Below are 20,895 nucleotides of genomic sequence, written 5' to 3'. Positions count from 1 at the left end.
AAAAATTCACCTCTTGTTTTCTCGATCGTCTAACTGATATAGTTCTTATTCTTTGATAAAGAATAACTTATAACAACTCTATTAATTGTTCGATCGATAATTCAGAATCTCGTAAAATTTTTTTTAACAACCCTTTTCCTATAATTTTACCACTATGTACAGGTATAGTAACAATTCTGTTATCTGGATGTTTTAGTCGGAGATGACTTCCTTTTTGTCTGATTTCAACAAAACCGATTTTTTTCAATGCTTTAATAATTTCATTGGCAGTAACACTAGGTAATTTGGGCATTAGACTCTAATTTTTTGTACTCCTACAAATTCATTAAGACTCACTAAATTGTTATTTTCTTCTAATTCTTCTAAACACATAGTGATAACGTCCTTCATGTTTTCCATTAATTCATCAATGGTTTCTCCTTGGGAATAACAGGCTTTTAATTGTGGCACTTCTCCCACATAAAAACCATCTTCATCTCTTTCAATTACTACATAAAATTCTCTTTTTTTCATTATCCTAATTTGGAAATATTTAGTAATTTATACTTTCTTAATAAAATTTAAGCAAAAATAAAGGTTTTAGGTTGAGGTAAAGTTTTACTATCTTCTTGATATTCTTCTATAATTAACTCTAAAACTTCTTGCCCATTTTTTAAGGCTTCTTCATAAGTTTCGCCATGAGTAACAGGTTGCATCACATTCTTACTAAAGTCAGGTAAAAAACCACAAAACAATTATCTTCATCACTCCATTGAATAACGATCCTATATTTCATAATTAATTGTCCTCCTTTAAATCTTCTAGGTATTCTGTTAAATGTTTATCCAATACTATTACGATTATTATCTAACCATAATAATTAGGCTTCTTCAAAATCAATGCCGTGTTTTTCTTTATTGATATTACTTTTATTCTCATCATAGTTCCAAAAAATATAGTCAAATATCACATTGACTTGAAGTCCATTTCAGGTACTCCCCTTCATCTTTTGTTTCGTTGGTGTTACCAACCGGGGGTGAACTACACACCTCTCTATCCCTTCCACAAATGCTTTAGGGAATGCTTTTCTCAATATATTATAACTGGCATTTACATCAGCATTGATCAGTTTTCCACTGCTACTACGATATAAACCTCTGTTTATTCTTCTGCCACTAAATTTTACTTTTTCTTCCTCTCTTACAACCCCATAAGTCGGCATTTCATCTAAGTCTAAAAAACTGGCTACACTTGTATAGGATTCCTCTCTTTCTATTACTTTTATTCCCACTAATTGACACTTATATTTTATTTTTTCTATCAATTTATTATGCGGAATACTCGTAAAATTTTGATTATTTCTTTTTCCTAAATTTACCTCTTGTTTCCAGTTTTTATTTTTGCCTATTACTAAAGTATCTATTCCTGACTCTAATAACATATTTACTAAATAACTACTTACTTTATGAAAGTAATCATTTATTTTTTCCTCTCTTTTTCTTGTTAACAAACTTAGACGATTTGACCAATATTGTCCCAATGGCAGTTGTTTTTGTAATTTAGCTTTTTTGAGATTATAAAATTGATTTATGCTCTTTAATATACGCCCGTTAATCAGAATTGGGGTGAATCCTTGCTGATTTGATGTTAACGCTATTAAATTGTTTATGCCTAAATCTATAGCGGCTATTTTTTCTATTTTATCTTTTGCTTTTACCTCCTCTTTTTCATAAATTACCTCTATGATATAGTAATTATTTTTGGGAATTACTCTCACTTGATGTAACTTTTCTCCCTGAATTTTAGTAGGAAAAGAAAAATCTAAACCTGATAATTTGATTAAACCTTGTTTTAAGGTCTTTTTACTCACTGCTTGAGCGGTATAAATCACTAAATGTCGTCCATTTTTGTCCTTATATTTAGGTAATTTAGGTTTTCCTAAAAACTTTTCTGGATGTGATTTATACTCTTTTATACCAGCAAAAAAAGAACTCCAATTTTGTTCTAAGTTTCTCAGAGTTTGTTGAGCGACTTTAGCCGGTAATGCTCTATATTCAGGAGTTGATTTTAAGACTTTATCAAGGAGATTATAGCTCGAAAATTCTCCACAAAAAATCAGACTTTGTCGGATATTATAGTTAGCTTTATTATACAGATTTTTAGAAGCAAAACACACTTGATCTAGTGATGACCAAAAAGAGTGAGTTTTCGTAATAATGTGTCTTTCGACTAACTGCATAATCCAATTAAGGGGAGTAATGATAATTTAATGTTAGTATAAAATGAAGGAGATTAAGAACAATTCTCTTTTTTTATCAGATTTTCCGCTAATACTTGACATTATTTGTTTATATTTGTCTATATTTTCGTTAAAGTTTTATCATACTCAAATTCCATATTTGCGCAGTAAGCTAAGACTCTTAGAAACACTTTCTTATGATAGCAACAAAAATCAGCAATAATAGGATATAGACCATTATTGATAATATTTTATGACTAATATCCCCCCCTCCCTCACGGGAAACGAAATCAGAGAGAAATTTTTAAACTTTTTCGCCCAAAAACAACACAAAATCCTTCCTAGTGCCTCATTAGTGCCAGAAGATCCCACTGTTTTACTGACGATCGCAGGAATGCTTCCCTTTAAGCCCATTTTCTTAGGACAAAAAACCTCTGACTATCCTCGTGCTACCACTTCTCAAAAGTGCATTCGTACTAATGATATTGAAAACGTAGGGCGCACTGCTAGGCATCATACTTTTTTCGAGATGTTGGGTAACTTTAGCTTCGGTGATTACTTTAAGTCACAGGCGATCGAATGGGGTTGGGAATTGTCAACTCAGGTGTTTCAATTACCACCAGAAAGAATCGTTGTCAGTGTGTTTAGGGAAGACGATGAGGCTTTTGCTATCTGGCGTGATGAAGTGGGAATCTCCGAAAAACGGATTATTCGCATGGGAGAAGAAGATAACTTCTGGAAATCGGGGGTGACAGGTCCTTGTGGTCCTTGTTCCGAGTTATACTATGATTTTAAGCCCGAATTGGGAGATGATAACATCGACTTGGAAGATGATACTCGCTTCATCGAGTTTTACAACTTGGTGTTTATGCAGTATAACCGAGATGCGCAAGGCAATTTAACTCCCCTGCAAAACAAAAACATCGATACAGGCATGGGGTTAGAAAGAATGGCGCAAATTCTGCAACAAGTGCCTAATAACTACGAAACTGACTTGATTTTCCCTATCATTGCCACCGCAGGAAAGTTGGCAAATATTGACTATAAAACCGCTTCGGAAAATACTAAGGTATCTCTGAAAGTTATCGGTGATCATGTTCGCTCAGTTGTACAAATGATTGCTGATGGTATTTCTGCATCGAATATAGGAAGGGGGTATATTTTGCGTCGTCTAATCCGCAGAGTTGTTCGTCACGGGCGTTTAATCGGTATCGATGGCAATTTTATCACTGAGGTAGCAGAAACGGCGATACAGCTCTTAGAAGGGGTTTACAGCAATACTAGAGAAAGAGCGAAAGTAATTAAAACCGAGTTACAAAGGGAAGAATCGGCATTCTTGGCAACCCTCGAAAGGGGAGAAAAACTCTTAAATGAGGTGATTATTAAGCTCAAAAGTCAGCAAAAAACTGTTATCTCTGGGGAGGATGCTTTTACCCTTTATGATACATTCGGTTTCCCCCTTGAATTGACTCAAGAAATTGCGGAGGAAGAAGGTTTAACCGTTGATGTGTCTGGTTTTGAAGCGGAAATGGAAGCTCAAAGGGTTCGATCGCAGTCTGCCCATGAAACGATCGATTTAACTGTACAGGGTAGCATAGATAAGTTAGCAGAGCATATCCACCCCACTGAGTTTCTAGGTTATCACGAATATCAGTTAATCAGTCACATCGAGGCGTTATTAGTTGAGGGTAAATCGGTGGAAAAAGCGGAAACAGGGCGTAAAGTTCAGCTAATCTTAAATAAAACCCCATTTTATGCGGAATCTGGCGGACAAATTGGAGATCGAGGTTATTTAGCCGGAGAAGATGTGTTAGTATCGATCGAAGATGTGCAGAAAGAATCGGGCTTTTTCGTTCACTATGGCACAGTAGAAAGGGGTACAATTCAAATTGGGCAAAAGTTACGCGCTACTATTGATAAAGCCTGTCGTAACCGTGTCAGAGCGAATCATACAGCAACTCATTTGTTACAGTCAGCTTTGAAAAAAGTTGTCGATGAAAACATCTCTCAAGCTGGTTCTTTGGTATCCTTTGATAAGTTAAGATTCGACTTTAATTCTCCTCAACCAATTACAAAGCAACAATTACAACAAGTTGAAGATTTAATCAACACTTGGATTGCGGAAGCTCATCCTACAGATATTAGTATTATGGGTATTGATGAGGCTAAGGCAAAGGGTGCGATCGCCATGTTTGGGGAAAAATACGGAACCCAAGTGCGTGTTATCGATATTCCTAGCGTTTCTATGGAGTTATGCGGAGGCACTCATGTTAACAATACAGCAGAAATTGGCTTGTTTAAGATTATTTCCGAAACAGGGGTTGCTTCTGGTATTCGCCGTATCGAAGCGGTTGCTGGTGCATCTGTTTTAGAATATCTCAAAGTGAGAGATGATGTCGTCAAGCAATTATCAGATAAATTAAAAGCTAAACCAGAAGAAATTGTCGATCGATTTTCTAACCTTCAAAGTGAGTTAAAAGTGACTCAAAAAGAGTTAGAAAATATCAAACAAGAGTTAGCTTTATTAAAGTCTGAAAGTTTAATTAATAATGCTGAATCGGTGGGAGAATTTAAAATTTTAGTGGCTAATTTAGGTAATTTAGACGCAAAATCTTTGCAATCCGCAGGAGAAAAGTTACAACAAAAATTAGGTAATTCTGCGGTGATTTTAGCCTCTACCCCTGAAGCTAACAAAGTTAGTTTAGTGGCGGCTTTTGGGGAGAAAGTTTATAAAGAAAAACAACTTCAAGCAGGTAAATTTATCGGTGAAATTGCCAAAATTTGCGGTGGTGGAGGCGGTGGAAAACCAAATCTTGCCCAAGCTGGTGGTAGAGATGCTAGTAAAGTTGATGAGGCTTTAACTATTGCTAAAAGCAAATTAATTGAGGATTTATCTTAATGTTTTACGGGGCGGTGCGATCGCCCTATTTGTTTATAATTTTGATAAAAATATTTATAAGTAAGATTTACTGAATAACAACTTGCGTTAAATGAAAAAGAAAAACCAATCGAAAAAAAGTAATTCTTTGACAAAAGAGGATTTATTGGCATTGTTGAAATCATCTAAAGAAGAATGGAATAATTTTATAAAAAATAACCCCAACGCAATCATTGATTTATCGGGTGCTGACTTATATCGAATTAATTTATCAGGATATAATTTAAGAAATGTTAATTTATCAGGTGCTATTTTATCCAGTGCTAATTTAGAGCAAGCTAACTTACAAAATGTTAATTTAGAAAATGCCTATTTAGACTGTGCTAACTTAGAAAAAAGTATTTTAACATATTCTAATTTATCAGGAACAAATATAGAATATAGCAATTTAAAAGAAGCTGATTTAAGTAATTCTACTATTAAAGGTGCTATTTTTAGTTACGCTGATTTACGAGAGGCAAATCTTAATCAAACTGATTTAAAAGGTTGTTATTTTATGGAAGCTAAATTAACAAGAGCTAGTTTTATAAAAGCAAATTTAACAAATGCTAATTTGATTAATTCTAATTTAAAAAGAGCAAATTTATCTCAGGCTTGTTTAGAAAATGCTGATTTGACAGATGCTAACTTAATTTATGGAAATTTAAGTGGGGCTTTTTTAAAAAATGCTAACTTAGAAAATGCTGATTTAGATAGTGCTAATTTACAGAATGCTAATTTAGAAAATGTTAATTTAAAAAGTACTGACTTACAAGATACTAATTTAGAGGGGGCAATTATGCCGAAAGATTATTAATAAATATTGATAAAATACAAACATAAAAGATACAACTACAGATACTTAGTCAGGGGTAGTTTTTTTAGACTACATTTTAATTCAGCAACTCCATTATAATTATATTTTGCTCCGATCGATTATGCGAGTTATCGCAACAAAATCTCGATCGAACTTGATAATCTAGTAGAGTTAACTATTTATTCCTCAAAACTCCCATGAAAACTGTAATTCAAGGAATTATCGGTATAAGTTCGATCGCACTAAATCTAATTAGTAGTTCAAATCTTTCTGCGGTGGCAGGAAATCATATTTGGCAAGGCACAGGCAGGATTATTAACGGTGCAGGAGAAGGAAGCACTGTGGAATTAACATTAAGAATTGTAAATAATGAAGTTACTTTTTTGTCAGGTCCATCCCAAAATGAAAGAATAATCCTGAGAAGTGCATCTCCCTTAATAGGTGAGGGTAAAACAAAAGCAGGTTCATGGCAAGTTTTACAAACCGAAGAAAAAACCATTGGTGTCACCCTTGCTCAAGAAAATCCTTATCGATTAATTCGTTATATTTTAAAGGCTCAATCTTAGGCAATTAATGTCCAATAATTAGATGATGATATGGGTTTTATTAATATTAAAATTATTTTTACTTTGATATTTGTACAGGGAGTTATCGCTCCCTTAATTATGAGTAATATTTTAAATCAAATTAATTTTATTGATAAAATAAGAGTTAAAGTATTTGACAAAATTACGACCATTCATAAAAATAAAAATACTGCTAATGATATTGTTTTAATACAAATTAATCATCGATTTTTAGAAGATAGATTTAAAAGTATTCAATTCAAAGAAAGGGTGTTTTATGCCAGTTTAGTAAGACATTTATTAGAAGCTCAAGCTGGGGTTATAGTCTTAAATTTTAGGCATCATTGGCGTGAAAAACCTGATGATGATTGGACAGAAGTGGATACTTTTAATACCGATTTAAGAACTTTAATAAATCAATATCCTGATCGATTAGTATTAGTAAATCCCACAGAGTTGAGTTTATTGAGTTCTGATACAGAACTTTCGCAAATTAATATTTATCATCACTTTTTACCAAAAAATAATGAAAATCAGTTAATAATTGATCCATCTGAAATACAAGGTTTTTTTGATTATAATATTAATGATAAATATGTTAATAGTTTGTTCAATCCTGCTCGAACTATTAATTTAGAAAGTGAATTTTTATTAAAAGATCAAATTACTGTTAAAAAATCTTTTCACTCTTTTGGTATTTTAACGGTTAATAAATATTATAATTATTTACAAAAAAAAGATAAGTTTGTTACCCCTAAATTAAATAAACAAATAAGAATAAAGTATTTACCGCAATCAAATGACTTTTTAAAGTTAGATATTCAAGATATATGTCCGATACTAGATATTGATAAATTATCGACTATTTTCTATCAAGAATATTTAGATTCTATTATCAAATGTCAACCGAATATTGATCTCCAAAGTTATGTTAAAAATAAAATAGTTATTATTGGTTTTACAGAAGGTATTGACTTAAATACTTTACCAAGTCGATCGCCCTTTAATGAGATGATTCCTGCCATAGAAATTCAGGCAAATATTATTAATAACTTATTAACAAAATCTTATTATCTGGTCATCCCAGATTGGGCAAATTTGATAATTTTAGTTTTCGGTTCGATCGTCTTTAATATATTAATTATTATCCCTAATAATAATCTCAAAAAAGATTTTAATTTAGCTAGTTTTTTCTTAAATTATATTGAGTTGGCTATAATTTATTCTATTTTAATTATCATTGGTTTAAATCTTCAGATTTTTATGCCAATTGTTATACCATTATTAACATGGTTATTAACGGGATTACCAAGTTTTGTTTGTCTCAAATATATTCGGTCACAGGAAGAAATTAAAAATCGAGAAATAGAAATTCTTAATCTTAAAAAAGCAGAAAAAGAAGCAATTTTAATTAATACTAGAAAAATATTAAAACGTACTGCTAGAGATATTCATGACGGTGCATTACAGCAATTAAAATTGGTAATGGATGAGCTAGAATTATCAGAAAATCCACAATTAATTTTAAGTCAATTACAAGAATTGGGTATTGACATTCGCAATCATCTTACAGAAATAAATAGTATTGCTAGTAAATTAGAAATTAATCCTTTTCTTGAGCAAAATTTAAGTTTAGGGCTAAAAAATCATCTGGAGCAATTAATAAAATCAGGAAAATTAACTTTAAAAGTTATCGATAAAATTGATATTATCAAAGAACCAATCGCTAATAGTATTTGGTTTGATATACGAGAGGATATTTATGATTTTTTCAAAGAATGTATTAATAATTTAATAGATCATGCTCAACTGCCTAATGGTAATGCTACCCAAGTAGAAATTATTTTAAAACAAGAGGATGAAAAGTGTAAATTAGTTATTATTAATGATGGAAATTGTGATGAAGAAAATAATCACAAAAAAGGGGGCTTTGGGACAAAAATTATGGCTACTATAGCTAATGATTTACCTGAAGGTAAATTTCAAGTTACCAATGATGAAAATAGTTTTACAGTAGAATTAACGTGGGAATTAAAATTATAGTGCGAAGCACTGCCCATCGACAATAATTATAAATGAACCCTAAAATCATTAATTTATTTGTTGCCATAATCTGTGAAATTTAAGATACGATCGCATTTCCCACTCCCAAAAAAAGTTGATTGTATTATTTATAATAAATTGACAAATTCATCGACTGTTAAACCTGCACTTTTTATTATTGTTCTTAATGTACCTTTAGCGATGTTTTTGTGATTTGGTACGACAATTTGAGAAAAAGGATTATCTTTTCTTAATATGATATGACTTCCTTCTTGACGTTTTTGATAATAGTCAATTTTTGCAAACGCCTTGATACAAACTTGCCCTGAAATATTTGGAAGTTTTGTCATATTGCTACTAACAACGCATCAAAATTTTCCACAGGTATAGGTATATTATCTTCTTCTAAGGCTTTTATATAACCGTTAATGGCTTCTTTAATATTAATGAGGGCAATTTCTTTTGTCTTACCTTGAGAAACGCAACCTTTTAAACTTGGACATTCTGCTATCCAATACCCGTCTTCATCTCTATACAATAAAACTTGTCTCATAAATTCTCTGGTTGTTATCAAAAAAGTTTCTACTATTTTATCTCTAAACAATATGATTGAGAAAGTTACCAGTTTATATTAACAAGAATTTAGTGAACATTGCCCACTCTACAGTGAAGGTTTTTTATTATCAGATAAAATGAAGACTTGAGATTTTTAAATAAAAATTAAGCGATATTGTAAGTTCGATCGAACTGTATATTTTGAATAATGTAACTTCTGAATTTTTGTTAGGATTATAATAAAATAAAAAAGAAAATTATAAAAATGAAACACAAGTCACTTGCCACCATGAGCATCAAAGATTTAGAATCTTTAATTGATAAAATTGTTGAGGGAAAACTAAATAATCTTAACTTGAAAGAACAAGATAATTTAGACAAAACAGATATTGTTAGACAGATAGACAATTTAAGGGAAAGAATTGAAAAAAAATATGGAAAATTTCCTGACTCTACCTACTTAATTCAGGAAGACAGAATCAGATGAATAATAGTAAAATTGTGGTTGATAGTAGTGTTGCGATTAAATGGTTTATTTCTCAAAACTATTCTTTTGAAGCCAATCAAATACTTGAAACTTACAAAACTAATAAATTAAGTTTAATTGCCCCAGATTTAATTTATGCAGAAATGGGAAACATTATCTGGAAAATACAGCGATTTCAAGGTTTAAACCAGGAAGATGCAGAAAATATCCTTAATGTGTTTCAAAAAATACCTCTCCAGATAATTTCTGGCAATCAATTACTTCAAGATGCCTATAAATTTGCTATCAAATATCAAAGAAGTATTTATGATAGTCTTTATGTTGTTTTGAGTGTTAGAGAAAATTGTAGATTCATTTCTGCGGATGAAAAACTATACAATGCTATTCATCAACATATTCCCAATATCAAACTTTTAAAAGACTGGAAAAATAGTTAAAAGTTCGATCGAACTGTGTATTTTAATAATGTAACTTCTGAATGTTTGTTAGGATTAGAATATAAGTAAAAAAGAGGTTTTAAATATGAGTACAAAATTAGCAGAAATAAAAAAGATGATTTTTGAACTGCCCACAACAGAAATAAACCAATTATTAAAAGAAATAAATGAAGAGATAATCACAAAAGACTTTATGAAATTAGCTGAAACAGGCTTTTCAGAATGGGATGAACCCGAAGAGGATATTTATGATGATGAAAATAATGATTAGAGAGATTTGGTTAGTCTCCTTTTATATCCCACGATTACGAAAAATATTAATGATAGGAAACAACGGAAACTGAATTGGGAACACTCTTAACTAAGGTACAGTTTACACCAATATATTATTCTTGGCGACCAACATCACCAGATGCGGGAGATGATTTAGTTATTGATTGTGCGATGAATGCTAATGCTATTGTTGTTACTTTCAATATTAAAGATTTTCAAACAGCTAAAATAACACTAGGATTACAAATCATGACACCAAAAGAATTAATTATTAAACTAGCTGAAAATTAGAATTAATTAGAAAAATTATGAGTCGTTTAACTTTAAGATTACCAGAAACATTACATCATAAATTAGCAAATTTAGCCAAAAGTGAAGGGGTATCATTAAATCAATATATTGTTTATGCTTTAAGCTGTCAAATTCATAATAGTTATACTGTTAATTCTTTTGAGGTTAAAATAACCATAATTTGAAATTATTCAGCATGATTGCACAAACGAGGATCAGTACCTAAAAGGTGACACTTATGAAAGTTATGGTTAGTTCTCTCCTGAAATGTAGTTCCTCCGCTAAACGAGTCTTCTATTTTTTGAAGATGTCTTTCCCAGAGTAGTTCCTGAATATCAACATCCTTTTCTTTTTGACGATCTTGATGTTCATAGAAATTAGCATTATTACAATTAGTTCCTATAACCACGTTGCTACCTGTTCTAGTTTCTTCGGAATTAATAACTTCTCTTATATCAGTACCTAAACTTGGATCATTACAAATAAATTGTGCTTTGGCAAAATCACTTAACAGAGACAAAGACAAAGTGCTTATACCTAATAGCGTCAAAAAATAAAAATTAATCCTTACTAACACTATAAATACTCCTAATTTAATCTCAAATATTGAATAAACATTTTTTATAATTATCGTCCTAAAAAATTATTGAGTTCTTGCTCTGTCCTCAATAGTTATCCTTGCTAGGGTAACAAATAAAATCAAAAAAGTGTGCGAGTTCTCGCAACATTTTCTTAAATTTTTCCGATAGATTATATATATATGAATCAAAGGAAAAGTAACGCAATACAATGAAAGTTTCTAAATTTGTCAGTATAGTCGCAAGTATTAGTTTAGCCGTCAGCACTTTGCCGACTTTTATTTTTCCCAAAATGGAAGTATCAAAAGCTAATGCTCAAGATTATCGAACTATTGAAGGTCGATTTCGTCAAGTTAATGACTGGGGTACAAGAAACGGCTATGTTAGTTGTTTTCCCAATTTTCATCAGGCAAACTATGGACGAGGAGTGGTTTTTGGTGCTATTTGTTTAAAAGGTGGAGGCATTAAATCTGAATCTTTATATGCTGTTGACTTAGGTTATCCTCAATCCCATGATCAAAGATTTCGTGCCGTTAATGATTGGGCAGGGAAAAACAGATGGGCGACTGGCTATCCTAATTTTCATCAATTAGATAGAGGAAAAGGGCTGTTTTATGGTGCTATTCTTTTTCCTGCCGATGCGGTAGTAAGAATGGATATTCCAGCCCAAGAGTTAGGATTTCCCAACAGTAGTGAAGAGCGCTTTCGAGCAATTAATAATTGGGCAACTCGTAGAGGTTATGCAGGGGCGTTTCCTAACTTTCACCAAGCAGACTATGGACAAGGTGTTGTTTTTGGTGCAGTTTTAATCAAAAAACAATATGGAAGAAGCGTTGATATTCCCGTGTCACAATTAAGATAATTTTAGTCAAGAGGGCGATCGTACTTTTATCGATGGAGGTTCGATCGAACTCATATTTTCCCTTGTGATAGATATTCTTGAAAGTAAATAGTCATCCTTACTAGGATAACAAATAAAATTCAAAAAAGTGTGCGAGTTACCGCAGCATTTTACTGATTCAGTTTTTTATAGTAGTTATATGAATTGTTCAAATCTTTAACAGTAATTGAAAGAGTAATGTTATGAAAAAAAATAATTTTATTACATCTATCATTAGTACTCCCACATTTTTGACGGGATTAATTCCATTGTTGTCATCTTCTAGCATTTTTTTTATTATTTCCATTTTATTTCCAATATTTTTTACTCCCCAAAAAGTTTTATCTCAAGAAGGTAATTGTTCCCAAAGAGTAATTGGAGAAAGATGTCATATAATTTTTAGAGCTGATTCTGGTCATGCAGGTAGCACTCGAGATCCAAAAGATACAGGTGAATTGGAGAGAGCAGTACCTTCTGGTTATGTAGTCGTCAATTTTCAGGAAGTCAATGAAAGTACACGAGGAGGTCAATTTCTTGTCAGTAATGTTTCCCGTGGACAAAGATCGAATTTGAAAAGAGAATTTGATTCTGTCTCTTCCCGATTATCTGAGTTTGAAGGAAAAATTAATGCTCTCTATCAAGATCCCCAAACCGTAGTTCCCGTAAGAGCAAAGCTAGAAATGTATCAGCGTGAATTGCAACAATTAAGAGAAGCCAGTCGTTATGTTAGTTCTACTGAGTCAAATACCGATATTTTTAAATTACGGGCAAGAGCAGAATATACTTGTACAGTCAGAGCTATTGGTCAGTGTCTGGATGGATACGGTAATAGAGGGAAAGGATATGTCAGGGTTAATTTAGTATATGTCGGTGATAGTCCCGTTAGAACTGTTAATGAGATTGAAAGACAATTAAACTTAATCAGTCCTATTCAACGAATATATAACTATCAAGTTACAAACAGTTGCCGTCATCCCATTCGAGTTGCTATTCGTTATAGAAATATCCAACAACAATGGGTTACTCAGGGCTGGTGGAATTTGACACCGGGGAAATCTATATCTTTAGGTAATAATAACGGAACTCTTTTAGCTTCGGATAATGGTGTCTGGTATTATTATGCCGAGTCAACCAATAATACTGGATTGTCATGGTCTGGACAGGATAATAAAGTTTCCTATGATGGTAGAACATTGAATATGAGGAAAGAAACGAATAATGGAGATCATGGCAAATTGAATCTAACCTGTCCATAATTTTCGGTTTGTTAGTTCAAATTCCAGCATAGAATATTCTCACAAAGCATTTTGATCGCATCTTTTACTTAAAAAGCTAACTATACTTGTACTTAATTAATTATTTTCCAAGGAGATTTTTATGAACTTTGCAAGAACAGCAACAATTTTATTTTCTAGTTCCATTTTTTCCCTTTCCTACGGTTTTTACGATACTGCCTTGTCTCAGGGTAGAAGTCTTCAAGACTGTGTTAGAGCTTGGCAAAATTCATTACCCGGCATTTCTACGGATAAAGCCTTAGAGCAATGTCAAACAGTAGGTTTTCCCAGTCAATCAAGAGAGAATAGAGGGGATTGTGTGGCAAAATCCTACAAGCATGGCATCCACAAACTGCCACTCAAAAAGCACAAGAATTTTGTTCTAAGGGTGGTAACTCTACCTGTTTAGGGCAATCTTATCAAGTATATACTCAGGCATGGCATCCTCAAACCGCTACCCAGAAAGCACAGGAATTTTGTCTCAAGGGTGGTACAGGTTCTTGTTTAACTCAATCTTATCAGGCGTTTAAACAAGCATGGCATCCTCAAACCGCCACTCAAAAAGCAGCAGAATCTTGTCTTGGCTAATTCTCTGATTTTAAATTGAACTTACGCCAACTAAAAAATTTCTATAGAAAAGAATTTTAAACATTTGATTTTTTTTAATGCGTAAGTGGTGTTTAAGTTATTGAATTACGATAAGGAAAAAAGATGAATTAAATAATAATAACTTAATGAAAAACTATCTTACTTCCATTATTTACCTTATATTTTTAGGTTTTAATTCCCTCTTTATTCCTAAAATAGCCCTAGCCTTTAATCCCGAACATTTGCAAAAATTACTAACTACTAAAGAATGTATTGACTGTGATTTAACAGAAGCAAATTTAATTGATTTAGACTTACAAGATGCGAATTTAACAGGTAGTAATCTCACGGGAGCAAACTTAACAAATTCTAATTTACGCTTCAGTAATTTAAGTAATACTCAACTTAAAAATGCTAATTTAAGTTATACTAAACTCTTTATTGCTGACTTAATAGGAGCAGATTTAACTAATACAAATTTTAGGGGTGCTGATTTAGAAAGTATCAAAGTCGATCGAACCTCACTCCTCAAAACTAACCTTAAAGGAGCAATTTTATTAGGTATCGATAACTTAAAATCAGAAGATATTGACAATTTATTAAAAATAGGAGTAACCATCAATAAAGGGAACGAAATATTAGCTAAATATGATGATATTTTTGTATCTTTAAAAATAAAAGAGTCAGAAAAAGAGCAATCTAACCATCAAATTATCGTCACCCTCACGAAGAAAAATGATACTGAAAATATCACAATTCCCCTCACTTTAGCACCAGATTTTCAACCTTATCCGGGGCAAAGATTACCCGTTAGAATCATTGATTTAGATGGAGATAACATCCCCGAAATTATTATTGACTATTTTAGTGGCGGTGCGCACTGTTGTCTTTCCTCCCAAATCTTTCGTTTTTCCTCCTTTAACGACAAGAATTTAACCTATACATCCATTACTCAACCTTGGTTTCACACTGGTTATCATCTCAAAATCAATTTAACTACTGGTTTACCCGAATTTTCTAGTTATGATAATCGTTTTGCTTATCGTTTCAGTAGTTTTGCCCATTCCCGTTTTCCCCTACAAATTTGGCAATATCATCAAGGAAAAATGACGGATATTACTCGTCAATATCCCCAATTATTGCAAAAACAGGCAAATGATTTATTAACAGAATATGAACAATTATTGGCAACCTTAACCGAAGACGGGCAACTAGACTTAATTAATAGTCATAATGCCAGTGGCATTGGTGGTGTTTTATCGGGTTATTTGGCGGTGAAATCTTTACTGGATGAATTAGAAGAAGGATGGCAAACCTTAGAACAAATATATCAAGGGAAAGATAAGCAAGAATTTTTTACATCCCTCGAAAACTTTTTGCAGGTTGCAGGATATATACCTAACTCCACCATTATTGATCATTTAATTCAATCTATTACTACCCCTCAAGGGGTTTCCACTGAAGGAGAAGGAGGCTTATTTTTTAGTAACAATGGAGATACTTTAATTTGGGCTTTGTTCGATCGAGGTTTACAATTATGGCATTGGCAAAAGGGAGAATCTCAAGGTATTTTAGGAAAAGATCGGATTTTGACTCCTATAGCAGTTAGTGAGCAAGATGTTATCTTAACTTTATCAGAATTGAAGTTAATAAAATGGGATGTCAAGTCAGGTAAAATTCAACCATGGCAAGGTAATAACAATCAAGACTATTTAGACTTAACCTCGTTTTTAACAGAGGGAGATAAAACTATCGGCACATCCCAAATCATTACCAATACAGAAGGAAAAGAAGAAGTTTTGTTAGTAATTTATGAATATCAACATGAGGAAGATAAACGTTTACTGAAAATTTATAATCCAGAATCCAAGCAAATTTTAAAGACTTATGCTGTTAATCAAGATATTTCAGCAGTATGGCTAGATTACAATAAAAAAATATTAGCCTATAGTACCGATACCAACGAAATTCATTTGATTAATATTGATACGGGAGAGATTTTAAATAATTTTAGTGCGGGAAATGGTTTTTCATGGATTTATCAAATTGCTATCCATGACAATACTTTAATTACCGTCAGTGATGATAATAAACTGCAAATTTGGGATGTTACTTCGGGTAAATTGATTACCTCTTGGTTAACTAATGCCTCTCATCTTGCCATTCATCCTCAAGGCAAAGTTTTCGCTACTACTAATGGTTATGAGGGAAATGTGCAACTGTGGCGTTTACCTGATTCTCGTTAATTATTGCTTTCAACTTTAAAAACTATAATATATAGCAATAGACAGGTTATTTAGTATATCTTTTAAATATTTTAAACACAAAAACTAGCTAAACTACTAATACTATGAGTAATATCATTTTAGAAGAACTTGAACCCGAATTGAAACAACGTTTACAACAACGAGCGATGAGAAACGGACATACTATTGAGGCTGAAATTACATCTATTTTATCGATCGTCTTACTTTCTGATATATCTACTAATTCTAATGATGACTTAACAAAACAAATTGCTCAACGTTTTGCTCCTTTTGGAGAATTTGACATCCCCGAAACACCAAGAGAAGCCATTAGAGAAGCTCCTACTTTTTAAGATAGATGATTATTCTTGATACAAATGTATTGTCAGAATTAATGAAGCCCCAAGGCTTTCCAAAAATTAAGACATGGGTTGCTCAACAAATACGAGCTGAACTTTTTATTACTACTATCACTCAAGCTGAAATTCTTTATGGTATTTCCATAATACCAGAAGGAAGACGAAAGCAAGGACTGATGGAAACGGCTCAAATCATGTTCACGGAAGACTTTAAGGAGAAAATACTTGATTTTGACACTACATCAGCTTATTATTATGCTATTATCGCCTCCGAACGCCGACAAGAAGGGAAACCTATTTCTCAATTTGATGCCCAAATAGCTTCTATTTGTCGTACTCATAAAGCAATTTTAGCTACCCGTAATGTGAATGATTTTATCAACTGCCAGATTGAGATTATCAATCCTTGGAATTTATGACGTAAAGTTCGATCGAACCTATCTTTTTTTGTATTTAGTGATATTCCTAAAGATAAATATTTTGTTTTTCGTTAGTCTAACAAATGAAATTCCTAAAGGTGTGCGAGTGATCGCAACATTTTACTAAATTAATTGTGCATACTTTAAATTACTAAGCAAAAAATAGATAATGATATGAAACCACGAAATTTTTTACTCACCTTCGGATTAACTAGCATCTTAACTGTGTCAGGGGTAAATATTTTTCCCTCTTTTTTAGAATCTTAAAAAATAAGATATGACAATTAGAGAAGAACTAAAAATGAAAATAGAAGTAGCAAAAATAGACAACTTTTTAGAAATCAATGACATAGATTTATCTATCGATGAAATTAATAATATATTATCTGAATTACCTTATTTAACAAGCCTCTATTTGACAGATAATAAAAATTCACCTTTTCCTGAATGGATAACTCAATTCACAAATTTAACTCATCTTTACCTTAATTCTTATCATTTATTTGAATTACCTGAATCTCTTGCTAAATTTACTAATTTAATTTATCTTGATTTATCCTATAACAAATTTAAAATATTACCAGAATCGATTGTTAATCTTCATAATTTAACTTATCTTGATTTATCCGATAATAAATTAGAAGAATTACCTAAATCTATAGTTAATTTAACTAACTTAATTTATCTTGGTTTAGATTAAAAAAAAAAACAATACCTAAATCGATGATTAAAATTACTAACTTAACTGAGCTGAATTGGGTACTGACTTTACATGATTATAATGACTCATATAATTATCAAAAATTGAACAATCAATGTTAATTAATGATATAAATATCATTTGAAAATAAGTTTTTCTCAATTTAAAAGTGCTGTAATCTCTCAATTATACATTTTTACTAATTTTTATATTACATAAACTAAATTATCCCTATTCGATCGAAGCACTCCCCTATAGAATTATTACCAGAACAATAAAAATTCATGAATCATCTTGTAACCAAAAAATCTTTACTCTTAGGCACAATTATTCTCATCACAACCAGTCAAATCTATGGCTATCTGAAATATAAAACCTTCCCCACAGGAATCACATCAATTTTCGGTGATAACTCTGCTCATACCAAACTTTCAGACAACTATGACTTTTCTCATCCAGTGGCTTTTACTCCTGATAATCTTTATCTAGTGCGAAGTAACGGCAGTGAAATGACAATTTGGGAAGTAAACAGTAAAAAATTACATAAAACTATTACCCTAGTTAATGAGCCTCCCCTAGCGTCAGTATTCAGCCCCAATGGTGATTATTTTGCTACCGCCACAGAAAATGTTGTTAATATATGGGATGTCAATAGTGGGGGATTGCATAAAACCATTACTCATGATACAAAATCAGTAAATAGTATTGCACTTAACCATGATGCACAACTCCTCGCCATTGGTGGCGAAGATGGTAAAATTGCCTTTTGGGATATAAATAGCAGTGAAAAACAGCAGACGTTTACTAATGAAAATCCTGTTAAAAAGTTAGTTCTCAGTCCCAATAATCAACATCTTGCTAGTGTGGATGGTAAAGAAGTTAAAGTTTGGAATGTGAATAGTGGACAATTAGAACGAACATTTTTGGGTGCTAATTACAGTAATTATGGTTTAGCATTTAGCCCTGACAGTCGTTATCTTGCCATAGAAAGCAAAAGTGATGGCACTATCAAAATTTGGGATGTGAGTAATCCTAATGGTCAATTACAACATACCCTGAAAACTACCTTTGATGGAAACATAACTAATAGTATAGTCTTTAGCCCTGATGGACGTTATCTAGTTAATTCGATCGAAGACCCTGCCTACGCTGATACCCAAGATGCTAATCTGATAAAATATCCTCCTCTAACCATTGGATTTTGGAATACAAGTACTGGTGAATTAGAAAAAACTGTATCTTCTTTGACAGGAGAATTAGCTTTAAGTAATGATGGTCGTTATTTAGCGATTGGTAATTACAATAGTACCTATATTCTACCTTTGAAAGAGTAATTGATATTTTGGATCAAATGTCATATTTTACTGATTAAAACACCATAAAAAAATATTTTCTGGGGAATTTTCACTGTAAAACTCGATCGGTTTATTCGTATATCCCGTTAAACATTGATTAACCTTTATGGCTTTTATAAAACATAAAAATATAGCAATACAAATAAGAGGAACGAAAATAGCCTTTGACATAAAAAATTATCTTGAATTTAAAATTATCAAATATGACTGAAATAAGTAATGAAAAAAATTATATCTTTTATATAGTAGAAGATCATCCAGAAGTAGCAGAAAATAACTGTATTTTTATTAGAAAAAAATATCCTTCTGCTTACTGTCTAATTTTAAATCATCCTCAAAAATTATTAGAAAGACTAAAGTTAGAAATTCCATCTTTAATCGTTTTAGATCTACAATTTGGCAATATAAATGGTGTTCAATCCACAACTTGCACCTTAGACACTTTAGAGATTCTGTTTCGACAATATCCCAACTTAAATATACTGATTTATAGTAGTGAGCATAGTTATTTACGTCCCTATTTATCTAAAATCAGTCATCATCAAGGAGGTTTTGCAGTTGTGCCTAAAATATCATTAAGAAGTGCTTTTTTGGAGGGAATAAATAATGCTTTACAAGGTTTATTAAGTTTACCCCCAGACTTACGAGATAATTTACAATTAAATTCTGTAGAATTGCAAATTGTTCAGTTATTATGTAAAGAGTCTTTACAAGATAAAGAAATAGCTTTACAACTAAATATTAGTCCGAGAACTATTCAAAAGCATATAGAAAATATCAAAGTTAAATTGAGACTAGATTTATTGAATAAAGATACAACTAATCAGCGTGTAGCTTTGTGTATGGAAGCATTAAAAAGAAAACTAATCGCCTTGTAAATAACATTAAAAATTTAACTAATTATTAGAAGATTTAATCAATACTTGGATAGCAGAAGCCCATCCTGCGGATATTAGTATTATGGGTATTGATGAGGCTAAAGCTAAAGGTGCGATCGCCATGTTTGGGGAAAAATACGGAACCCAAGTGCGTGTTATCGATATTCCTAGCGTTTCTATGGAGTTATGCGGAGGCACTCATGTTAACAATACAGCAGAAATTGGCTTGTTTAAGATTATTTCCGAAACAGGGGTTGCTTCTGGTATTCGCCGTATCGAAGCGGTTGCTGGTGCATCTGTTTTAGAATATCTCAAAGTGAGAGATGATGTCGTCAAGCAATTATCAGATAAATTAAAAGCTAAACCAGAAGAAATTGTCGATCGATTTTCTAACCTTCAAAGTGAGTTAAAAGTGACTCAAAAAGAGTTAGAAAATATCAAACAAGAGTTAGCTTTATTAAAGTCTGAAAGTTTAATTAATAATGCTGAATCGGTGGGAGAATTTAAAATTTTAGTGGCTAATTTAGGTAATTTAGACGCAAAATCTTTGCAATCCGCAGGAGAAAAGTTACAACAAAAATTAGGTAATTCTGCGGTGATTTTAGCCTCTACCCCTGAAGCTAACAAAGTTAGTTTAGTGGCGGCTTTTGGGGAGAAAGTTTATAAAGAAAAACAACTTCAAGCAGGTAAATTTATCGGTGAAATTGCCAAAATTTGCGGTGGTGGAGGCGGTGGAAAACCAAATCTTGCCCAAGCTGGTGGTAGAGATGCTAGTAAAGTTGATGAGGCTTTAACTATTGCTAAAAGCAAATTAATTGAGACTTTATCCTAATCTTTTTTTTGTGGGGTGTGCATCGCCCTACTACTTTTTTCAAGTTTATTAAAATATGCTAATTATGCTTTTTAAAATATCTAGTCTTTCTAGTTTTTTGGCTCTTCAATTTTGAGTATGATAAATTATGTCTAAAAAAAGGTATCAGGTGGCAGGTGTTAGGTTAAATTAAAACTGTAAAT

General features: G+C 32.0%; 24 protein-coding genes and 2 pseudogenes. 19 read left to right on the top strand and 7 right to left on the bottom strand.

The window, feature by feature from the left end; all coding sequences use genetic code 11:
• Positions 1-67: 67 nt before the first annotated feature.
• From ACN4EE_RS06260 to ACN4EE_RS06245, 4 genes and pseudogenes are all read right to left on the bottom strand, one after another.
• Complete coding sequence (locus ACN4EE_RS06260; RefSeq protein WP_431705550.1) at positions 68-292, bottom strand: type II toxin-antitoxin system HicA family toxin; 225 nt, start codon at positions 290-292, stop codon at positions 68-70.
• Positions 292-516: a type II toxin-antitoxin system HicB family antitoxin gene (locus ACN4EE_RS06255; RefSeq protein ID WP_431705573.1), complete on the bottom strand. Its 225-nt coding sequence runs from the start codon at positions 514-516 to the stop codon at positions 292-294. The genes ACN4EE_RS06260 and ACN4EE_RS06255 overlap by 1 nt, the downstream gene beginning before the upstream one ends.
• Positions 517-560: 44 nt before the next feature.
• Positions 561-775 (bottom strand): annotated as a pseudogene (locus ACN4EE_RS06250) (type II toxin-antitoxin system HicB family antitoxin).
• 192 nt (positions 776-967) lie between these two features.
• On the bottom strand, positions 968-2,218 hold the full coding sequence (locus ACN4EE_RS06245) for an RNA-guided endonuclease InsQ/TnpB family protein (RefSeq protein ID WP_431705549.1): 1,251 nt from the start codon (positions 2,216-2,218) through the stop codon (positions 968-970).
• 253 nt (positions 2,219-2,471) lie between these two features.
• On the opposite strand from ACN4EE_RS06245, the gene alaS reads away from it, so the two are divergent.
• From alaS to ACN4EE_RS06225, 4 genes are all read left to right on the top strand, one after another.
• Positions 2,472-5,117 carry an alanine--tRNA ligase gene (alaS, locus tag ACN4EE_RS06240; RefSeq protein ID WP_431705548.1) on the top strand — a complete coding sequence of 882 codons (2,646 nt, stop codon included), beginning with the start codon at positions 2,472-2,474 and terminating at the stop codon, positions 5,115-5,117.
• A 91-nt stretch (positions 5,118-5,208) separates the two neighbouring features.
• Positions 5,209-5,952, top strand: a complete 744-nt coding sequence (locus tag ACN4EE_RS06235; RefSeq protein WP_431705547.1) for a pentapeptide repeat-containing protein — start codon at positions 5,209-5,211, stop codon at positions 5,950-5,952.
• 197 nt (positions 5,953-6,149) lie between these two features.
• Entirely contained in the window at positions 6,150-6,518 is a 369-nt protein-coding gene (locus ACN4EE_RS06230; protein WP_431705546.1) for a hypothetical protein, read from the top strand.
• 99 nt (positions 6,519-6,617) lie between these two features.
• Positions 6,618-8,561 (top strand): sensor histidine kinase, encoded by a 1,944-nt coding sequence (locus tag ACN4EE_RS06225; RefSeq protein ID WP_431705545.1) that lies wholly within the window; start codon positions 6,618-6,620, stop codon positions 8,559-8,561.
• A gap of 128 nt (positions 8,562-8,689) precedes the next feature.
• Here ACN4EE_RS06225 and ACN4EE_RS06220 read toward each other — a convergent pair whose 3' ends face one another.
• Both ACN4EE_RS06220 and ACN4EE_RS06215 read right to left on the bottom strand, forming a co-directional pair.
• Positions 8,690-8,911: a type II toxin-antitoxin system HicA family toxin gene (locus ACN4EE_RS06220; protein ID WP_431705544.1), complete on the bottom strand. Its 222-nt coding sequence runs from the start codon at positions 8,909-8,911 to the stop codon at positions 8,690-8,692.
• On the bottom strand, positions 8,908-9,114 hold the full coding sequence (locus ACN4EE_RS06215; RefSeq protein WP_431705543.1) for a type II toxin-antitoxin system HicB family antitoxin: 207 nt from the start codon (positions 9,112-9,114) through the stop codon (positions 8,908-8,910). The genes ACN4EE_RS06220 and ACN4EE_RS06215 overlap by 4 nt, the downstream gene beginning before the upstream one ends.
• A gap of 267 nt (positions 9,115-9,381) precedes the next feature.
• Here ACN4EE_RS06215 and ACN4EE_RS06210 point away from each other — a divergent pair, with 267 nt between their 5' ends.
• The 5 genes from ACN4EE_RS06210 (at position 9,382) to ACN4EE_RS06190 (ending at position 10,789) form a co-directional block, all read left to right on the top strand.
• On the top strand, positions 9,382-9,603 hold the full coding sequence (locus tag ACN4EE_RS06210) for a hypothetical protein (RefSeq protein ID WP_431705542.1): 222 nt from the start codon (positions 9,382-9,384) through the stop codon (positions 9,601-9,603).
• Positions 9,600-10,040: a type II toxin-antitoxin system VapC family toxin gene (locus tag ACN4EE_RS06205; protein WP_431705541.1), complete on the top strand. Its 441-nt coding sequence runs from the start codon at positions 9,600-9,602 to the stop codon at positions 10,038-10,040. Before ACN4EE_RS06210 ends, ACN4EE_RS06205 begins: the two co-directional genes overlap by 4 nt.
• An 85-nt stretch (positions 10,041-10,125) precedes the next feature.
• Positions 10,126-10,311: a hypothetical protein gene (locus ACN4EE_RS06200; RefSeq protein ID WP_431705540.1), complete on the top strand. Its 186-nt coding sequence runs from the start codon at positions 10,126-10,128 to the stop codon at positions 10,309-10,311.
• A gap of 74 nt (positions 10,312-10,385) precedes the next feature.
• Entirely contained in the window at positions 10,386-10,604 is a 219-nt protein-coding gene (locus tag ACN4EE_RS06195) for a PIN domain-containing protein (protein ID WP_431705539.1), read from the top strand.
• 17 nt (positions 10,605-10,621) lie between these two features.
• On the top strand, positions 10,622-10,789 hold the full coding sequence (locus ACN4EE_RS06190) for a YlcI/YnfO family protein (RefSeq protein WP_431705538.1): 168 nt from the start codon (positions 10,622-10,624) through the stop codon (positions 10,787-10,789).
• Positions 10,790-10,791: 2 nt separating this feature from the next.
• Here the strand turns inward: ACN4EE_RS06190 and ACN4EE_RS06185 are convergent, their stop codons facing one another.
• Complete coding sequence (locus tag ACN4EE_RS06185) at positions 10,792-11,130, bottom strand: hypothetical protein (protein ID WP_431705537.1); 339 nt, start codon at positions 11,128-11,130, stop codon at positions 10,792-10,794.
• Positions 11,131-11,393: 263 nt separating this feature from the next.
• Here ACN4EE_RS06185 and ACN4EE_RS06180 point away from each other — a divergent pair, with 263 nt between their 5' ends.
• From ACN4EE_RS06180 to ACN4EE_RS06135, 10 genes and pseudogenes are all read left to right on the top strand, one after another.
• Positions 11,394-12,044, top strand: a complete 651-nt coding sequence (locus ACN4EE_RS06180; protein ID WP_431705536.1) for a hypothetical protein — start codon at positions 11,394-11,396, stop codon at positions 12,042-12,044.
• Positions 12,045-12,265: 221 nt separating this feature from the next.
• A complete protein-coding gene (locus ACN4EE_RS06175; RefSeq protein WP_431705535.1) occupies positions 12,266-13,318 on the top strand; it encodes a DUF1036 domain-containing protein in 1,053 nt (350 codons plus the stop codon).
• Between the two features lie 333 nt (positions 13,319-13,651).
• Positions 13,652-13,924, top strand: coding sequence for a hypothetical protein (locus ACN4EE_RS06170; RefSeq protein WP_431705534.1), 273 nt, complete (start codon positions 13,652-13,654; stop codon positions 13,922-13,924).
• A gap of 146 nt (positions 13,925-14,070) precedes the next feature.
• A complete protein-coding gene (locus ACN4EE_RS06165; RefSeq protein ID WP_431705533.1) occupies positions 14,071-16,170 on the top strand; it encodes a WD40 repeat domain-containing protein in 2,100 nt (699 codons plus the stop codon).
• 104 nt (positions 16,171-16,274) lie between these two features.
• Positions 16,275-16,523, top strand: coding sequence for a FitA-like ribbon-helix-helix domain-containing protein (locus ACN4EE_RS06160; RefSeq protein WP_431705532.1), 249 nt, complete (start codon positions 16,275-16,277; stop codon positions 16,521-16,523).
• 5 nt (positions 16,524-16,528) lie between these two features.
• Positions 16,529-16,948: a type II toxin-antitoxin system VapC family toxin gene (locus ACN4EE_RS06155; protein WP_431705531.1), complete on the top strand. Its 420-nt coding sequence runs from the start codon at positions 16,529-16,531 to the stop codon at positions 16,946-16,948.
• Between the two features lie 277 nt (positions 16,949-17,225).
• Positions 17,226-17,648 carry a leucine-rich repeat domain-containing protein gene (locus ACN4EE_RS06150; RefSeq protein ID WP_431705530.1) on the top strand — a complete coding sequence of 141 codons (423 nt, stop codon included), beginning with the start codon at positions 17,226-17,228 and terminating at the stop codon, positions 17,646-17,648.
• A gap of 284 nt (positions 17,649-17,932) precedes the next feature.
• Positions 17,933-18,982: a WD40 repeat domain-containing protein gene (locus ACN4EE_RS06145; protein ID WP_431705529.1), complete on the top strand. Its 1,050-nt coding sequence runs from the start codon at positions 17,933-17,935 to the stop codon at positions 18,980-18,982.
• 224 nt (positions 18,983-19,206) lie between these two features.
• Complete coding sequence (locus ACN4EE_RS06140; RefSeq protein WP_431705528.1) at positions 19,207-19,881, top strand: DNA-binding response regulator; 675 nt, start codon at positions 19,207-19,209, stop codon at positions 19,879-19,881.
• 25 nt (positions 19,882-19,906) lie between these two features.
• A pseudogene (locus ACN4EE_RS06135) lies at positions 19,907-20,713 on the top strand (DHHA1 domain-containing protein); the annotation flags it as partial.
• Between the last annotated feature and the right edge of the window lie 182 nt (positions 20,714-20,895).

Source organism: Geminocystis sp. CENA526 (assembly GCF_050753365.1).
Taxonomy (GTDB): domain Bacteria; phylum Cyanobacteriota; class Cyanobacteriia; order Cyanobacteriales; family Cyanobacteriaceae; genus Geminocystis.
Note: the sequence above shows the minus strand (reverse complement) of the source record. Positions and strands in the feature narration are given on the sequence as shown.

Coding starts and splice junctions, on each gene's coding strand:
- ACN4EE_RS06260 (WP_431705550.1), bottom strand. CDS start 292: ATGCCCAAATTACCTAGTGTTACTGCCAATGAAATTATTAAAGCATTG.
- ACN4EE_RS06245 (WP_431705549.1), bottom strand. CDS start 2,218: ATGCAGTTAGTCGAAAGACACATTATTACGAAAACTCACTCTTTTTGG.
- alaS (WP_431705548.1), top strand. CDS start 2,472: ATGACTAATATCCCCCCCTCCCTCACGGGAAACGAAATCAGAGAGAAA.
- ACN4EE_RS06235 (WP_431705547.1), top strand. CDS start 5,209: ATGAAAAAGAAAAACCAATCGAAAAAAAGTAATTCTTTGACAAAAGAG.
- ACN4EE_RS06230 (WP_431705546.1), top strand. CDS start 6,150: ATGAAAACTGTAATTCAAGGAATTATCGGTATAAGTTCGATCGCACTA.
- ACN4EE_RS06225 (WP_431705545.1), top strand. CDS start 6,618: ATGAGTAATATTTTAAATCAAATTAATTTTATTGATAAAATAAGAGTT.
- ACN4EE_RS06220 (WP_431705544.1), bottom strand. CDS start 8,911: ATGACAAAACTTCCAAATATTTCAGGGCAAGTTTGTATCAAGGCGTTT.
- ACN4EE_RS06215 (WP_431705543.1), bottom strand. CDS start 9,114: ATGAGACAAGTTTTATTGTATAGAGATGAAGACGGGTATTGGATAGCA.
- ACN4EE_RS06210 (WP_431705542.1), top strand. CDS start 9,382: ATGAAACACAAGTCACTTGCCACCATGAGCATCAAAGATTTAGAATCT.
- ACN4EE_RS06205 (WP_431705541.1), top strand. CDS start 9,600: ATGAATAATAGTAAAATTGTGGTTGATAGTAGTGTTGCGATTAAATGG.
- ACN4EE_RS06200 (WP_431705540.1), top strand. CDS start 10,126: ATGAGTACAAAATTAGCAGAAATAAAAAAGATGATTTTTGAACTGCCC.
- ACN4EE_RS06190 (WP_431705538.1), top strand. CDS start 10,622: ATGAGTCGTTTAACTTTAAGATTACCAGAAACATTACATCATAAATTA.
- ACN4EE_RS06180 (WP_431705536.1), top strand. CDS start 11,394: ATGAAAGTTTCTAAATTTGTCAGTATAGTCGCAAGTATTAGTTTAGCC.
- ACN4EE_RS06175 (WP_431705535.1), top strand. CDS start 12,266: ATGAAAAAAAATAATTTTATTACATCTATCATTAGTACTCCCACATTT.
- ACN4EE_RS06165 (WP_431705533.1), top strand. CDS start 14,071: ATGAAAAACTATCTTACTTCCATTATTTACCTTATATTTTTAGGTTTT.
- ACN4EE_RS06160 (WP_431705532.1), top strand. CDS start 16,275: ATGAGTAATATCATTTTAGAAGAACTTGAACCCGAATTGAAACAACGT.
- ACN4EE_RS06155 (WP_431705531.1), top strand. CDS start 16,529: ATGATTATTCTTGATACAAATGTATTGTCAGAATTAATGAAGCCCCAA.
- ACN4EE_RS06150 (WP_431705530.1), top strand. CDS start 17,226: ATGACAATTAGAGAAGAACTAAAAATGAAAATAGAAGTAGCAAAAATA.
- ACN4EE_RS06145 (WP_431705529.1), top strand. CDS start 17,933: ATGAATCATCTTGTAACCAAAAAATCTTTACTCTTAGGCACAATTATT.
- ACN4EE_RS06140 (WP_431705528.1), top strand. CDS start 19,207: ATGACTGAAATAAGTAATGAAAAAAATTATATCTTTTATATAGTAGAA.